Here is a 14,964-nt window from a genome sequence, read left to right as displayed (position 1 = left end):
ACCAAAGCTCTTAAAATGACAAAGCCGGAACGCGAGGTCCCGGCTATTCTAATTATTCAAGTTCCATGTCGAGAACATGTTTTCAGAATTGGAACTCTTTTTCCTTGGCAAAGCCGGGAAGAAGATTGGCCGACGCATTAAAGCCAAAACGGGCGCTGGTACCGCCTTCAGAGCGTTGATAGAGCCGCGCCTGCGCAGCGCCTCCCGTGCCTTCAATAGCAACGAGGCGGCCGCCCATCTTCAACTGTTCAAATATGGCTTCAGGCAGGGTTTCGACAGCACCGTCGATCAAAATGACATCGTATGGTCCTTCTGAGGCAAGGCCTTCTGTCAGCTTACCTTCAACGACCACAGCGTTTTCAATACAAAGTTCAACGAACACTTCGGTTGCGGACGCAACAAAGTCTGCATTTTCTTCCACGGCTACAACCGAAGCAGCCAGATGAGAAAGAACAGCAGCGCTGTAACCGGTACCTGTGCCGATGACCAAAGCAATATCGTTCGATCCAACCCGTGCCAATTGCAGGAGCTTTCCGAAGATATGCGGCTTCATCAGGTAGCGACCACTGTCTGTCGGGCCGATTGGCAAGTCTTCGTCGATATAGGCGACCGGGCGCTTTGACGCGGACACAAACTTTTCACGCGGAACAGTTTCCATCGCATCAAGAATGCGCAAGTCGGTGACATCGTTGGTCCGCAACTGGTTGTCCACCATGCGTGTCCGGGATTTTGCGTAATCCGTCATTTCGACCTCGTTTTGATCGCCGTGCGTGTGCTTTTTGGTTCCTTACCGTTCTGGAGGAAAACTAACAAGCACTCCAACACCGATGTTCGCTGTTTGACGCCCCAGATACCGTTTTTGGATAGAATGCGCAAAACTGTCCACAGGGCTCAACCTATCTCTAGATAGCACACAGCTTGCAGAACGCTACGACCTTCCGGGGTTTACGCAGATTTTTGCAAAAGATGGTGTCTTTGGTCTTGATTATGTTTTCCAACTGATTGATAAGCCTGATCTCACACCACATCGGGGCCCTGTGGCGGAGTGGTGACGCAGCGGATTGCAAATCCTATATACAAATCCGAATAACATTCTCATTTCATTCAAAAATATCGTAAACTTAAATTGCCTAACATTGGCTAATTTGCGCATGAAATTGAGCCGTTTTGCCTAACAATTCTGGTGCAAAAATCTACCAGCAAAATTGCGTGTTAGCCGCCAATTTTCTCTGCGAGCTATCTCCCACTTCCAATTCTTGGCATAACTTGTAAGTGAACAAACAAGACAACTTTCAAAATATGATTGGGGACGTGCCGCGCCTGTCTTCCCAGTTTGTGAAACACAGATGCAACGCAACAGAGCTTGTGGTGAGAAATTGGCGACGGATGAAACACAAACCCATCACCCTTGAGACACTGGCGGACCTGAAACTCCGCAGCTACCGACTGACCGCGCATTGTGGCAACCCGGTTTGTGGTCGCAGCATGACGGGTGCAATTGACATTAAAGGCCGTGGCCAAGGAATGGCCACAATTTCCGCCAATTCAACGTTAAAACCGCTTATGAATAACGCATTAGTAGTGGCCACCGGAGAACCTGAAGATTATGGCACGCGGTTAAATGCAACCGACCTACTATCATAAGCTAGTTGTCTTCGAGGAAGACAGATTGCACTGTCAAATCCCGTTTGGATTTTCAAATGCTCGACAGCTATCACCCACTCCCCGCCCCCTCACAGGGGCTTTTTTTTAATTAAAACGGACTAAATTTTTGCACAATATAGAATCTCGATTTCGCCGATTGGTCGCGGAAGTTCTGGAAATAGACCCGAAAACTATTAAGCCTGACAGCACCCTTGAACAACTTGGATCAGACAGCTTGCGTGGTCTGGAAATCATTATGGAAGCTGAGTTGGCTTTCCTGTGCAACCTACAAGGTCAACAAATTGGGCAGACTGATTACCAAAACTGGCAAAGTTTGACCTTCGTGCAAGCCCTCAACCAAATTCTACAAGCTTGCCATCACTCTTGGAATTCTTTCGACTATTCAATATGAATGAGCCCTATCAAGCGCGAAATTCTTCGCAGCTCATACCACTTTGGCACTCGCGCGCTCCATCCGAAAATATGGAATGTGCGATAGATCGCAGACTTTCCAATAATGCTTGACTGAAGGTGACTTTGAAATCGGCAATCAAGTCCGTGGACGATCCGTGCGACCGCCTATCGTACCAAGTGCAACTTACCACGAACTTACCCCACAGAAAGTGAGCGTTCGGTATTCCCGCTCTGACGGGGAGCGCAGTGGGGTGATAATGTCCATTTTCGTTAATGGACATTGTGAGGCACATTTTGGGTACGAAGAAGGGCAGCAAGAAGCGGTTTTGGTCGGATGACGAGAAGCGGTCGATCTGTTTGCAGGCCAGAGTGCCGGGGGTTTCGGTTGCGCAGGTTGCGCGCCGCTCTGCGATGAATGCGAACCTGATCCACAACTGGCTGCGTGATGAGCGGTTTGCGCCAGAAGACAGCGATTGCGTCCTTGATGGAGCGGCGTTTCTACCAGTGGAGATAGAGGGCCCGCAGGCCGCACCAGGCCACCAGATCGCGGCGCTTGCCTCGGATATGCCGTTGTCGGCTCAGCGGGTTGATATCACGCTGTCGGACGGGCGGCGGGTATTGGTGGAAGGGACGACGGCGCTGCCGACGGTGCTGGCTTTGGTTGAAGGTCTAATGCCGTGATCCCCGTGCCGTCCAACGCGCGGGTTTGGCTGGCTGCCGGGGTGACGGACATGCGGCGCGGGTTCAACACTTTGGCGGCTCAGGCGGAGAAGGTTCTGGAGCTTGAACCCTATTCTGGACATCTGTTTGTGTTCCGGGGACGGCGCGGTGATCTGCTGAAGATCATCTGGTGGGATCGACAGGGCGCATGCCTGTTCAGCAAGCGCCTTGAGAAGGGCCGGTTTGTTTGGCCTGCTGCGAAGGACGGTAAGGTCAGCGTGACGCCCGCGCAATTGTCGATGTTGCTTGAAGGCATAGACTGGCGGATGCCGCAAAAAACATGGCGGCCCCTGAGCGTCGGATAGGCCAATATATTGGCGTTTGCGCGCCTCTCGGGATTCAACTTACGCCCTTGATCTGATATAAGATCGAAGATGCTGAAGGACCTTGATATCACCCCGGAGGACCCCGCCGAATTGAGGGCGGTGAACCGCCTTCTGGCCGACGAGGTCAAGGCTCTGAGCCTCAAGGTCGAGCAGCTTCAACACCAGTTGCACGGGGCCAATCGGCATCGGTTCGGCTCCAAGTCTGAGGGTCTGGATCAGCTCAATCTCGATCTGCTCGAGGACGCCGAGATTGTTGAGGCCGCTGAAGACCAGGCAAAACAGCCCGCCCCGTCGCAGGAGGGAGTTGATCCAAAGCCGAAGCGCAAACACAGCCGCAAGCCCTTGCCGGATCATCTGGATCGGGAAGACGAGGAGCTCTCTCCCGGTGATGAATGCGGTCGTTGTGGTGGCAACTTGCGCACCCTGGGTGAGGATGTCACCGAAGAGTTGGAATACGTGCCGGGACGCTTCAAGGTGAAGCGGATCATCCGGCCCCGCAAAGCCTGTTCATGGTGCGAGGCGATTGTGCAAGCGCCGCTGCCATCGCGCCCCATTGAGCGTGGGCGGCCCGGACCGGGATTGTTGGCCCATGTTCTGGTAAGCAAATATGCCGATCATTTACCCCTCTATCGCCTGAGCCAGATCTTTGCCCGTGAAGGCGTCGATCTGGACCGCTCGACCATGGCCGACTGGGTTGGTCGCTCGACGGCCCTGCTGGAACCTCTTGCCGATGCCATCGGACGGATGGTGCGGCAAGGACCTGCGCTTTTTGCCGACGATACGCCCATCAAAATGCTGGCCCCCGGCAACAAGAAGACCAAAACGGCGCGGGTCTGGACCTATGTGCGGGATGAGCGTGCCTGGTCTGGCCAATCGCCACCCTGTGCATGGTATCAGTTCACGGTGGATCGCAAAGGAGAGCATCCCGTTGCTCATTTGTCGGGATACAAGGGCTGGGTCCATGCGGATGGATATTCCGGGTTCAACGGTGTGTTCGGTGACGACAAAGCCGATGAGATGGCCTGCATGGCGCATGTACGACGCAAGTTCGTGGATGTCTTCTCCTCGCAGGGCAGCGCCATTGCCGAAGAAGTCATCCGCCGGATTGCTGAGCTTTACGCTATCGAGAAAGAGATCAGGGGCATGCCCCCCGAAGACCGCGCTACCATCCGGCAGGCTAGGGCAAAACCGATCTTTGACGCCTTGGAAGAATGGTTGCAGACGCAATTGCCCAAAATCTCGGGAAAGTCACCACTCGCGCAGGCCATCCGCTATGCCTTGGGCCGAATGCCGAAAGCACGCCCATACCTTGAGCTCGGCCATCTGGAATTGGATAACAACACCGCCGAGCGCGCCGTTAAACCCGTCGCCATCGGACGCAAAAATTGGATGTTCTCAGGCTCCCAAGGCGGCGGCAAAGCCATGGCTATCGCTTATACCCTGATCGAAACGGCCAAGCTCAACGGTGTTGACCCTCAGGCCTGGCTGACCTGGGTCCTCGGTCAAGTCGCCGACCACAAAATCACACGCCTCGACGAACTTCTGCCCTGGCGTTACGCTGCTCAGGCAGCGTAACAGGCCGCATCGGTGTCGCGCCAGAGCGCCTTCGCCGGACGGTCACCACAGAAACGCGTTCCTTACAAAAAAAGCGTCAGCCAGAAAATTCACAGTGTCCCACTACCCACCTGTGCCAAATGCGGCACAAACGACGGAAAGCTTATCGTGTCGCCCGCGGTCAATTAACGCTAACTTACTCCCGAAAGTTGCGTATACTCCTACGACCGAATTGGCCGTATTTGAGGGCGAACATCAGCCAGTGGTCGCAATGCGTGATCTTTCTATTTTTTTCTGGAGAATTGAATTGGGAAATATCGGTTTAGGTCATTCCAGAAACCAATCAGGCACTTCATTGCCACCACAAAGAACGACGCAAATTCTCTCTTGCTTTTCGGGTATATAAGCTCCAGAGGTGAGTGCCGCCAAGGCGACGGCACTGCCGGGCTCTCCAATCAGGCGCGTGGCCTCCCATAGACGGGACGCAGCCTCAAAAACAGCACTGTCGGGAACGATCACGGCGTCATTCACGTAGTCTTTGATCACAGCATAGCTGTCTACACCAAGACGTGGCCCTCCGAGTGAACTTGCTGCTACGCCGCTTGCACCGACGTCAATATCAGGCCCTTCTCGAAGGGACCGTTCCAATGTGTTAGTCCCCTCCGTCTCAACAGAAACCACTTTGATCCGATCCTGGGCCCAGGCGGCGACGCCGCCGATCAAGCCACCACCACCGGTAGAAACAATAATCGTATCGACGCCTCCCTGATCCATGAGGGTCATCTGCTTTTCAATCTCATAGGCGATTGTGCCCTGACCGGTGAGCGTTGGGATTGTGTCATAGGGGTGCACAGAAAGCGCGCCGGTGGCATCGGCATAGGCGGCATATTCTTCCATACAGGCGCCTACAGAGCCTTCGGTCATCACCACTTCGGCCCCAAAGTGGCGCATCCGCTTCAGCTTTTCTTCTTTCGCTATGAGGGCAGGTACAAAAACTCGGCTATGATGGCCCAGGGTGGTTGCCGCATAGGCAACCGCTGCACCATGGTTTCCGCCAGAGGCCGCAACGACGCCGGTTTCTGGAACATCTCGGGTCAGCATGTTGAAAAACGCACCGCGCACTTTGAATGTGCCTGTTCTCTGGGTGTGCTCCAGCTTGAAGCTCACGGCGCATGGAAGGCCAAGTGCTTTGGCCTCGACTTCCAGCATTGGTGTCTTACGGAGGTAAGGGGCGATCAATGGGGCAGCAGCGGCAATGGTGTCTGGATTGGGATACATGATTTCAGCAGGATGATTGTTCCCGTGGGCGGTGTCAAATGTGGTACGCAGAATTTTAAAATTCCGTCCGACGGTGTCAGAGGCCAGTGCAGGGATCAGGCGGCGTGGATGCGGCTAGCTGCCTCTTGAACCGTCAGGTACGTCACGATTGGAAACGAAGGAAAGCCCCTTGACTATCACGATAAGCCAATGAAGATTCACGTGTTTTGGGCCTCAAAGAGAACCGCACAGCCATAACGTTCCAATCGAACATCTGAGAACCTGTTCAGCAAAGCGCGTTCCAAATCTTCATAGGTATCGTTTGTATTCGAGAAGACGCCTTTCTCATTGTAAATGCTCATCAAATATCGAGCCGCAGCATTTCTTGGTGCATCCCCTTGCACCAAGGTCGCTCCAAAAATTTTTGCTTCGCATTCCATGACGCCAGCAATGTTCTCAAACACAACTGGCGCTTTGTCTTTCATGGCGCCAGGTAAGCAGTGCAAAAGATAACACAGGCTAACCGATCTGAATTTTGTGCCAAATGGCAACGGTTGGAACACATCAGCTTGGGCAATGTTAGGGGCGTAACGAGCTATCCTCTCTTGAGCCGCTTGCAAACAGTGAAGATTTGGGTCCATCAAAGTAATATTCGGCTTGGAGCTTGGCCATCGGGCACGGTCCATGAATATCCCTGTTGCAACCCCAATATCGAGATGTACATTGGAAACATTGGGGGTATGCAATTCGACGAGTTTCTCTGTTGGGCATCGCCAGAGAAATCGGTTCGAAGCCCCGTGGACAACAAGGTCATATAATTTCAATGATTTAGGTGAATAGATGGCAAACCCGGCTTCTACGTCTATATTGCTTTTCATTTGAATACTCTATCCGTCACTGAGGTGTTCATCATAGCTCTCTGAACATATCAACGATTTAGGTAAGGTTTTTTTAAATGCGATTAACATCTTCCCTACCTGAAGAAAGGTGATTTACGAGCCTTACGGCTCTGCCGAGTTGACACATGAAGGCTTTGCTGAGGCGCACGCCCAATAGAAAACAGTTTTAACACCCGGAATCCAGTACTTCTTCTTCGTCTGCACACCTAGCCGGTTCAGTGCGGCGATTTAGCGCCGCGTGATCGTCATAGCTGTTTCTCGAGAAGACAATGCCGCGCCTTTTCCCAAATTATTAGGCAGCCAGTAACCAATGTTCGAACGATATATTACACACTCTCTAGCCCTTATAATATTGCCGATCATTAGCGGACTTTGGTTGGTAATAGGTGTCAGTATCATTGGAGCCCATACTACCGGCTATTCTCATGTCAGCCAATTTATGAGCGAACTTGGTGCCACAGGCGCTCCTTTGGCCCCATGGACAAATTATAGCGTTTTCATGCCGACAGAAATTTTGATCCTGGGATTTTTTTATATTAAACAAATACTTGCATGGGAGCATCATCGAACGCTTATCAATGTTGGGTTTGTGTCTTTATGCGGGTTTACTCATTCTAGCTGCCATAATACCATGTGACCTAGCTTGCCATAGTGACAAGATACTGACTAACTCAGCCTTTCACATCGCCCATATGGTATTTGCAACGATGGCCTACCCTCTAGCATTGACAAGCTTGTTTTCGCTCGGTCTCACCGTGATGAAAACATCTTTCTTCGGACGTTGCGCAATACCTAGCGCAATCATTGGATTTTGCTTTTATTTCGCAATCGCAGCAATTCCAGAAGCGCAGGGATTATTCCAACGTCTGCTTGAGACGTGGATCTACATTCATTTTGTATCGTTAGGGTATTGTGTTGGAAGATAATAGCCTGCCGATAGAGGGCAGCTAGTCCGTGATCAGCCCCACCTGAGTGGTCCGATTTGATTTTTAGTGCCTGCTCGGCTGCTGGTCCATTGGAATGATGGTTTCTGGTGCCGGTGGGCGGTAGTCCAATGCACTTTGTGGGCGTCTCGTGTTGTAGTGTTTCCTCCATTGTTCAACCAAGATTTGCGCCTCCTTGAGGCTATAGAAGATTTCACCATTGAGCAGTTCATCTCGGAGGCGGGCGTTGAAGCTCTCGCAGTATCCGTTCTCCCATGGTGAACCTGGTTCGATGTAAGCCAGCCCTTTGCCACCTTGCTCTAGCACAAGACAAAATGCATCGTGCCCGTTGAAGTCATTGTAGCTCTCCCAAAAGAATGGCGTGAGAGGTTTCTGTGCTGCTTCGATTTCGGTCTTTACGGCCTCAAAGTCATCTAAAACCCGGATGCTGTAGCCCGCATCGGCAATCCTTTTTGCAGCTCGCACATATGCGTCCTGAATAACTTTGAATTCAGCAATGCTCAAAGACATTTTTTGGCACCTTTCCAATGGTTTGACAGTTACCACCAACCACCCACATCGGCTCCAAGTGCACAAAAATGTTGCACTACCGAGTTCAATACCTTCCATTAGTCCGGTGGTACTGGACAAGGGATAGGGCCACCATTGGGCCCGCTGTGTTGATGTTTTGAGGCCGCATGACTGCCCTGCATCTTGTTTGCCTCGGCTATCGCAGAGACAGCTACACGGGGGTCTTCTGCTTCAGAGGTGTCGGAGATGCGTTTCAATGCCGAAAGCCTATCAGCGGCGCTCCATTCGGCTTTTTCGGCTATTCTGGTCTTCAACTCATCGACGCGCATCATCACGTCATCTTTTGTCATCAGACGGTGCGCGTTCTGCCGGTGAGGCTTGAAGCCTGCCATGGAGTAAGCCTGATCCCGCGACATTCCTTTTGCTAGGTTTTGGGCGAAAAGCTCATGTCGCGGGTTATCAAGTATCGGCATCTTATTACGCTACCTGTGCGACCGGCGGAATGAGCTTTGCCAAAATCGACATTCCCTTAGCCGTTACCCTGACCTGTTCTGTGATCTTTTCGGAGCCGTCGGCACGGTGGATGGTGGTAGTTTTGTGCTCCACGAGACCTTGATTGCACTTGGTCTGATAACCGAGCCATGCAGCCCCATTTGGGCGTTTGTAAATCCACCCGTTGTGCGACAACCAAGTGAATAGGTCTTTCGGACGGATGCCAAGGTTCTTCGCGGCTTCGGTGATACTCAGGCTGCCGTCCGCCTTGGTCAGTCGCTCATGGGCGTCCACTTCCTTTTGCATTCCCTCGATCTGACGGTCCTTCTCCGCGATCTGAAGGGCGTAACCCTTGGTGATCTCTAGAAGTTGGCCGGGATTGGCAAGGAGACCATCCACCGTGACAGGCTGCTTTGCCCTGCGCTCGCACTCTATGAAATATTGGCGGGCCTGCTTGCCCTTGTCGTTCCGCTCAACCATGGCAAGTTCTTTCGCCATGTCTAGGGAAAGAGCGTATTCCTGCCGGGGCCGACCTTTTTGGGAGTTTTCCCGAAAAGTCACGAAGTCCCGGTTTTCAACGAAACCGTATTGACTGATACGCTGCTTAATCCAGTGAGCAAACTCTTCACCACACTCCAAAAACCCGTGCAGTTCTCGTGCATCGACGGTCTGGATTAAATCGTGCCCGATATTTCCTTCAGACACGACAGGAAAGCTGGATTTTTGCTGGTCTAGGTTCAGTTCGTTTTGCATATCTAGTCTCCATCGGCGTCCGGCCACCAATCCCGGAAACGCACAGGGGTTCGCTTTCGCAAACACCGGAGCCGATGAAGCTGGGTGTCTGCGTTTCTTCTCCATTGGGTGCGGAGAAACTGGTGATTTCAGTATTTCAGGTTCGAGCGATCAGCCCGCTACGCAGCTTAGTTCAGCGCGAATAAGCAGATAATTACCGACATCGTAGAAATTGGCGCCGCTGGCGTGTAACTCGTCAGCAGCATGATTGCGCACGTTATAATCGTGACTGCCGGAAACCTTGAGAGAAAACCCCTCTCCCCGATCATCTGCGGTCAGGGTGTAACCGGCGCTTTCCATAACGCTCACATATCGCGCTACAGCCGATGCAACCGATGGCGGCACATCTGCCAGTACCGGGACCGGAGCTGCCGCCACAGCCCCCACCAACCCGAAGAATGAACGACGGTCCATGTTCATCATGCCGCCATCCTCCACTCAGCCCGCAGGCGATCAACACGAGCAAAGTCCGCAGCGCCCATCCGGGTTTTAAGTTCAATCCGGATGATTTCACCCTTGATTTCGTCCTGCCGGCTAACCGGCGCTTCCAGCTTGCCCAAACGAGCGTCCTGCCAGACATATTTCAGAGTGGCTGCAAAAGCTTCTGCATAGGAAACACTGCCATATGACACCGGGTACAGCTTTCGGTTCTCACGTACCCGCTTATGTGCTTCCTTCATGATCTGTGTCTTACTGAACATTGTGCTTGCTCCTAAGGGATCGCATTTGATACCTTAGGGATATAAACTAAACTCTTGTGTATTAAAATACCTCAGGGATAATAAATTATACTATGGGTCTAAAAACAGTAGAGCAACTCCGTCAAGCCCGGGCCGCCTTGGGCTGGACACAAAAGCAGGTAGCAGACGCGGCAGGAGTATCAGTTCCTACGATCAAGCGTCTTGAGGCATCAACAGGATATCTGGCAATGAGAGTCGATACTCTCGTTTTGATCGAGAAAGCATTTACCGAACAAGGCATTACATTCTTGAACCATGGCGAGGAATCTGTCGGTTTCGGTGTTTCCATCAATATCTCTTTGCAACAAACGCTCGAGTTTGGAGAATAGAAATGATTGCAGAAGCGGCAGCAGGACTTACTGCCATTAGACACATTTCAGACCTCACACGCGGTCTCAAAGACTTAAGTGATCAAACAAAAATAAACGCCGCCATCATTGATATTCAAACAGCGGCCCTGGATCTCCAAAAATCCATCTTTGAGTTAAACAGAGAGCGAGATCAACTCTACGCCGAGAATCAAGAACTTCGGCAGAAGCTCTCCAATTCTGCAGAAAAATCTGCCGATCTTGATCGTTACGAGTTAAAAGATTTCGGCTCTCAAACATTTGCCTATGTACCAAAAGACGGACATTCAGGTAGCGAGCCCAATCATTGCCTCTGTGCCAACTGTTTTGGAAACGGTATTAAGTCAATACTTCAGTTCGAGCATATCACATCAGTTAAACAGAATAAGTTTCTGTGCCATACGTGCGGCAAAGAGACATTCTTAGGCACCCCTCAAGAATGGAAATCGACAAAAGGCGCGAAAATGTCTGACCCTTTGTGGGACTTATAAGCTCCGCTTTCTTTTTACTTTCCGTCAATCGACACAATTCGAGATCTGTACTTACGGTTCACGGTGTTGGCGCACCGTGCCCCCCGCCGGTCAGGCCAACGAGGAAATGCAATCTCAGTTTTTGACTGGATACTTGTACTTCTGGACTTACGCGTGGACTTGATAATAGCAACTGAAAGGACCGCATTCATGAACACCCCCAAACATCCCATACTCTACCTTCTGACAACGAATTTCTCAGATCCAGAAGCGGGACCCGGTGTCTACTATTGTCCCTATTGCATCAGGATTGAAGGCTTGCTGTCAGCATTCCATATCCTTCGTGAAACTCTCAAAATCGAATATGTCGATTTTGCAAAACCACGGGGCACCCTGCCTGATCTAACCGGAGAGCAAAACCAGTCTTGCCCGCAATTGGTCTTTCCTGACGGAGACGATGAAATTTCAGCTCAATGGTCCGTTTCTGGCGTCGGCAAAGTCCGCGCGATCAACAACACTCGGCATATCGAAGCATACATATCCAACCGCTACGGTCTTCCCTTACGTCATCCGTAAGCGGGGTATTTGCTGTTTCAAATACAGCCGCTATGTTTTCCACCGAGGTTAATAGCGTGCTTCTGAACTTCCTGTCCCCAAGCGATAGTCACCTTCCCTTCCGCAACCTCGATCATGGCTGCCTTTGGGAAAGCTTCTCTCAGCCGCTCTTTGCAGCCGTAGAAACCGGGGTCGGTATAGACGACCGGAACTCCGTTGATGGTCATTGTTCTCTCCAAAGAAAAACCCGCCACCGGTTAGGGTGACGGGCTTGGAAACTTCGAGGCTGGGGCTTCCCCACTCCACGCCGTAGACCGGTAAGTAACCCGTTCCGCGCCTCGCTATCTGGCTTTCGGCCTACTGTTGCAGTCGCCACTACCAGCCGGTTTCTGTTGTCCCCACATCACGAGTTACCGGAAACGGTATGCAGGTAAGCCGGGGAGTGTACCGGCTCTGGTGATTTGGTTGCGGGAGCAGGATTTGAACCTGCGGTCTCTTGGTTATGAGCCAAGCGCGCTACCGGACTGCGCCATCCTGCCTGATTTGTAAAACGGCCTTCCACCGTCTCGGGTGTCGGGTAGCTGAGATCACAGATCCAACTACTGCGTTGTCATCGGGGCCAGACACCTTCCCCTTTTATTCATGGCCCGGGTTCATAGTGATCAGGTAGCTAATCCTGACCCCATCCACCGGGCCTCTCTCTCAGGTTGTTCTATTCAAGCTGCAACTGCTGCCATCTTACGTGTTCTTATACCCTGTTTTTCCCGAAAGTGATGCACCAAATCTTCATCAGCACACTCAGGTAAAACGTTTTATTTACAAAACTTTACAATCAAAACATGAAGTCCTGAGTTAAACCTTCGGTTCAGCGTTACTCTATTGATCCCGAGTTCCCGCGCAAGGCTGCTTGTCGAACGATCATGCACCCATGCAGCAACCTTGCCAACTACCGCTTTTCTCAGTTTCAGATCCTTGATTTCAGCAAGCCAACCCCATGTTTCCTCCATCCGGGTAATCGCGGCGGCTGAAGGTGTGGGTGGCCTTGGGTCGTCTGTATCGATGGGCTTGGATTCCGGCATGGCGTCAGGCCAAAATGTTGTCGGTCCCTTGGGGCGCGGTCTGGTCACAGAGCGGTCCAAGACCACCTGCGCTTCGATCAGGCGTTCGAGAATAAGGGCTTCGAGGTGTGCAACAGTCATCGGGCGATCCTTCGGTTATCTGTCCGAATTGGCTTCGCCCGGTAGTTTACCGGAAATCAGCGGGACTTTCCGCACTTAGAAAAAAATCCGCAGGCGATATCATTTAAAATTCGATGCCCCCACCTGCGGTATAAAGGATCGCATTGACTACCTGCCGCATATCGGTCGAGCGTAGGCGACCTCCCGGCTTCGCGGGCGGGATCATTGCTGCCACAATCTCCCATTCCCGGTCAGTCAAATCACTTGGATATCGAAGCGCGTCCCGGTTATGCTGCTTGCGCAGTGATATAATCTCAGGCCATTCGATCCTCCATCTTCTCGACAAAGACGGTTGAACATAACCTCATGATATCACTCAACTACTTTTAAATCAGACTCTAAGCAAACTGCCTGCTAATGAATTTGTCTACATTGCCCCAAAGGACTCCGGCTGTTGCCTCGTTAATTCTCGGAAGGGCACCGGTGCCTTCACCCAAGGTTTGGATGAAAACCTTGCCATCGCGGGCAACTACCCTTCTTACCACGCTTCCAGGATGCAGAATGTGTCCGTCAACCGTGTCATTCCTGACGGAGTAGTCTGCCGGATTCACAATGTGACGAACTGGGCCAATGTCATCAATTTGTCCCGGCAAGCCGAGATCGGCAATACTGATTTGGCCAGAAACGACCGGTGTATTGTTTTGTTCCATCCCCGGCGCTGGATTTTTCAACAGTTGCTCATATACGTTTTCAACGGAACAATTGCCGTCGCTCAAATTGCAGATCGGACTTTCCAGCGTGTATAAATGAAAATTCGGGTGGTTCGTATCAAACTCCCCAAGCACACTCTCGGACGACTTTGGAGCAAATACTCCGGAAACATGCTCCAGAAGTTTGCCCTTGATGAAAAATAAACCCTTCAGAGCCTCGGTTATGCCTTTTGCGAGGGAGCCGAGCTTGCCAAACAGGTCGTCCAAGAACCCCAAACCGTTGGTCGGTTTGGAGAACGCTCCCTTGACGGATTTTGGTTGAGCAAGTGCAGTACTTGCCTGAGCGACGGTGCCGCCGACTGATAAATTCGCAGTAATTTCAGATGGTTTGGCAATTGGGCCCATCGCAAAAGCCAGGGCGGCATTGAACTTTTCCGAAGAGCTTGGCGAAGGATTTTTCGTGCCATGTGTCAGTAGTTGTTCAGTTATCCGGGCCATGCGAATTCCTACAAAAATATCGTTCCTATTGTGTTGTACTAAAGATCAGATATGAAACAAATCCGTATGTTACTCGGAGAAAACTGCGTAGTTTGTCAATGGCGGAGGATCTTTTGATCGATGCTGATGTCTTTTTGTCCGCCTTGGACTGGCATCCCCCAGATTTGGCCTTGTGATGCTTTGAGATTGGCATAATGGTCTTTCTTTTTCAAATCTGAAGTAGCTATTTGCCTTGTTTATCCATTTTTTTGCTTGATGCGATTTACAGGTTTTTTCCGGCGATTTTGCAGAATTACGGACACAATGCATCTGCGCTCGTAGCGCCCGAGGTGGCATCGGTGCACAATCACGCCACCAGTCATGGTACCTGCGCCTTTACCTTCAAGGCGGCGATTGTCTCCAGCATGATGCTCCTCTATTTGTCAGTCATATTTCTGATTTGAGCATCGAATTCAGGCAGTTGTTCATTCGCCTTGATCAAGCCATCATGAACCGTGTCCGACGATACCACCGTGCCAAGCGCACCCGTAAGATATGACACCAGCATAAAGCGCAGCCGGTCGATCTGTGTGGTCGTTAGTCTCAATTCTTGTCCACTCACCCCGTCATCCATAGCGGCATCTCCTTTTGTTCAGGTGGCTCCATAATGTCCTCCAACAGATATTGGAGATATCCGGCAAGCAGCATGCGTTGTTTCGGCGGCTTTCCATCAATGCCAGGGCCTTGCTTCGCCATGGTGCGGAGTTCCGCAAGGTCGATGGCATCCAATGCATCACAGAACTCACCCAGCCGTTCCAGCCAGTTTGGGTAGCGACAGAACAGTCGCTTATCGCCCCTATCATTGCGCTGGTCAGTCCGATTTGTGGTTTCGGTTGTGTCAGAGCATATAGAACCGCCCATGTGTGGCGTTCTCC

The 14,964-nt window shown here is 51.6% G+C and carries 20 protein-coding genes, 1 tRNA gene and 2 pseudogenes; 8 read left to right on the top strand and 15 right to left on the bottom strand.

Going from position 1 to position 14,964, the window contains the following annotated elements:
- Nucleotides 1–82: 82 nt before the first annotated feature.
- The gene (locus TRICHSKD4_RS26215) at nucleotides 83–745 is read right to left on the bottom strand and encodes a protein-L-isoaspartate O-methyltransferase (protein WP_009760310.1); all 663 of its coding nucleotides are present in this window, start codon (nucleotides 743–745) and stop codon (nucleotides 83–85) included.
- Nucleotides 746–1,272: 527 nt separating this feature from the next.
- On the opposite strand from TRICHSKD4_RS26215, the gene TRICHSKD4_RS26210 reads away from it, so the two are divergent.
- The 5 genes from TRICHSKD4_RS26210 (at nucleotide 1,273) to TRICHSKD4_RS26190 (ending at nucleotide 4,679) form a co-directional block, all read left to right on the top strand.
- Nucleotides 1,273–1,644: a hypothetical protein gene (locus tag TRICHSKD4_RS26210; RefSeq protein ID WP_040617435.1), complete on the top strand. Its 372-nt coding sequence runs from the start codon at nucleotides 1,273–1,275 to the stop codon at nucleotides 1,642–1,644.
- Nucleotides 1,645–1,771: 127 nt separating this feature from the next.
- Nucleotides 1,772–2,056, top strand: coding sequence for a phosphopantetheine-binding protein (locus TRICHSKD4_RS32510; protein ID WP_139051952.1), 285 nt, complete (start codon nucleotides 1,772–1,774; stop codon nucleotides 2,054–2,056).
- A 296-nt stretch (nucleotides 2,057–2,352) separates the two neighbouring features.
- Nucleotides 2,353–2,739: a transposase gene (locus TRICHSKD4_RS26200; RefSeq protein WP_009465943.1), complete on the top strand. Its 387-nt coding sequence runs from the start codon at nucleotides 2,353–2,355 to the stop codon at nucleotides 2,737–2,739.
- Nucleotides 2,736–3,083, top strand: coding sequence for an IS66 family insertion sequence element accessory protein TnpB (tnpB, locus tag TRICHSKD4_RS26195; RefSeq protein WP_009465501.1), 348 nt, complete (start codon nucleotides 2,736–2,738; stop codon nucleotides 3,081–3,083). The genes TRICHSKD4_RS26200 and tnpB overlap by 4 nt, the downstream gene beginning before the upstream one ends.
- Before the next feature lie 69 nt (nucleotides 3,084–3,152).
- A complete protein-coding gene (locus TRICHSKD4_RS26190) occupies nucleotides 3,153–4,679 on the top strand; it encodes an IS66 family transposase (protein ID WP_009465942.1) in 1,527 nt (508 codons plus the stop codon).
- A 306-nt stretch (nucleotides 4,680–4,985) separates the two neighbouring features.
- On the opposite strand, the gene TRICHSKD4_RS26185 is transcribed toward TRICHSKD4_RS26190, so the two are convergent.
- From TRICHSKD4_RS26185 to TRICHSKD4_RS26155, 7 genes and pseudogenes are all read right to left on the bottom strand, one after another.
- Nucleotides 4,986–5,936, bottom strand: coding sequence for a threonine/serine dehydratase (locus tag TRICHSKD4_RS26185; RefSeq protein WP_009467740.1), 951 nt, complete (start codon nucleotides 5,934–5,936; stop codon nucleotides 4,986–4,988).
- 197 nt (nucleotides 5,937–6,133) lie between these two features.
- A complete protein-coding gene (locus TRICHSKD4_RS26180) occupies nucleotides 6,134–6,793 on the bottom strand; it encodes a class I SAM-dependent methyltransferase (RefSeq protein ID WP_009760308.1) in 660 nt (219 codons plus the stop codon).
- A 1,010-nt stretch (nucleotides 6,794–7,803) separates the two neighbouring features.
- Nucleotides 7,804–8,049, bottom strand: a pseudogene (locus TRICHSKD4_RS30450) (transposase); the annotation flags it as partial.
- A 317-nt stretch (nucleotides 8,050–8,366) separates the two neighbouring features.
- Entirely contained in the window at nucleotides 8,367–8,684 is a 318-nt protein-coding gene (locus TRICHSKD4_RS28665) for a hypothetical protein (protein WP_050763535.1), read from the bottom strand.
- A gap of 61 nt (nucleotides 8,685–8,745) precedes the next feature.
- Nucleotides 8,746–9,513, bottom strand: a complete 768-nt coding sequence (locus TRICHSKD4_RS26165; RefSeq protein ID WP_009760305.1) for a phage antirepressor KilAC domain-containing protein — start codon at nucleotides 9,511–9,513, stop codon at nucleotides 8,746–8,748.
- Nucleotides 9,514–9,663: 150 nt separating this feature from the next.
- Nucleotides 9,664–9,975 (bottom strand): hypothetical protein, encoded by a 312-nt coding sequence (locus TRICHSKD4_RS26160; RefSeq protein WP_009466128.1) that lies wholly within the window; start codon nucleotides 9,973–9,975, stop codon nucleotides 9,664–9,666.
- Nucleotides 9,972–10,253, bottom strand: coding sequence for a hypothetical protein (locus tag TRICHSKD4_RS26155; protein ID WP_009760304.1), 282 nt, complete (start codon nucleotides 10,251–10,253; stop codon nucleotides 9,972–9,974). Before TRICHSKD4_RS26155 ends, TRICHSKD4_RS26160 begins: the two co-directional genes overlap by 4 nt.
- Nucleotides 10,254–10,345: 92 nt before the next feature.
- On the opposite strand from TRICHSKD4_RS26155, the gene TRICHSKD4_RS26150 reads away from it, so the two are divergent.
- From TRICHSKD4_RS26150 to TRICHSKD4_RS26140, 3 genes are all read left to right on the top strand, one after another.
- Entirely contained in the window at nucleotides 10,346–10,621 is a 276-nt protein-coding gene (locus TRICHSKD4_RS26150; RefSeq protein WP_040617434.1) for a helix-turn-helix transcriptional regulator, read from the top strand.
- A 2-nt stretch (nucleotides 10,622–10,623) separates the two neighbouring features.
- Entirely contained in the window at nucleotides 10,624–11,130 is a 507-nt protein-coding gene (locus TRICHSKD4_RS26145; protein WP_009760302.1) for a hypothetical protein, read from the top strand.
- A gap of 189 nt (nucleotides 11,131–11,319) precedes the next feature.
- Complete coding sequence (locus TRICHSKD4_RS26140) at nucleotides 11,320–11,685, top strand: DUF3088 family protein (protein ID WP_009760301.1); 366 nt, start codon at nucleotides 11,320–11,322, stop codon at nucleotides 11,683–11,685.
- A gap of 17 nt (nucleotides 11,686–11,702) precedes the next feature.
- On the opposite strand, the gene TRICHSKD4_RS26135 is transcribed toward TRICHSKD4_RS26140, so the two are convergent.
- The 7 genes and pseudogenes from TRICHSKD4_RS26135 to TRICHSKD4_RS26110 form a co-directional block, all read right to left on the bottom strand.
- Nucleotides 11,703–11,891, bottom strand: coding sequence for a hypothetical protein (locus TRICHSKD4_RS26135; protein ID WP_009760300.1), 189 nt, complete (start codon nucleotides 11,889–11,891; stop codon nucleotides 11,703–11,705).
- Between the two features lie 235 nt (nucleotides 11,892–12,126).
- Nucleotides 12,127–12,203: transfer RNA gene (locus TRICHSKD4_RS26130), tRNA-Met, on the bottom strand.
- 273 nt (nucleotides 12,204–12,476) lie between these two features.
- A complete protein-coding gene (locus TRICHSKD4_RS26125; RefSeq protein WP_009760299.1) occupies nucleotides 12,477–12,863 on the bottom strand; it encodes a DUF6362 family protein in 387 nt (128 codons plus the stop codon).
- A 115-nt stretch (nucleotides 12,864–12,978) separates the two neighbouring features.
- Nucleotides 12,979–13,155: pseudogene (locus TRICHSKD4_RS31890) on the bottom strand (transposase); the annotation flags it as partial.
- 85 nt (nucleotides 13,156–13,240) lie between these two features.
- Nucleotides 13,241–14,050 carry a hypothetical protein gene (locus TRICHSKD4_RS26120; protein ID WP_009760298.1) on the bottom strand — a complete coding sequence of 270 codons (810 nt, stop codon included), beginning with the start codon at nucleotides 14,048–14,050 and terminating at the stop codon, nucleotides 13,241–13,243.
- Between the two features lie 415 nt (nucleotides 14,051–14,465).
- Nucleotides 14,466–14,651 carry a hypothetical protein gene (locus TRICHSKD4_RS26115; RefSeq protein ID WP_040617433.1) on the bottom strand — a complete coding sequence of 62 codons (186 nt, stop codon included), beginning with the start codon at nucleotides 14,649–14,651 and terminating at the stop codon, nucleotides 14,466–14,468.
- Nucleotides 14,648–14,964 (bottom strand): hypothetical protein (locus tag TRICHSKD4_RS26110; RefSeq protein WP_208993182.1); only part of this gene is annotated, 317 nt, incomplete at its 5' end. The genes TRICHSKD4_RS26115 and TRICHSKD4_RS26110, both read right to left, overlap by 4 nt.

This window comes from Roseibium sp. TrichSKD4 (genome assembly GCF_000148725.1).
Classification (GTDB): Bacteria; Pseudomonadota; Alphaproteobacteria; order Rhizobiales; family Stappiaceae; genus Roseibium.
This window is presented reverse-complemented; position numbering and strand designations above follow the sequence as displayed.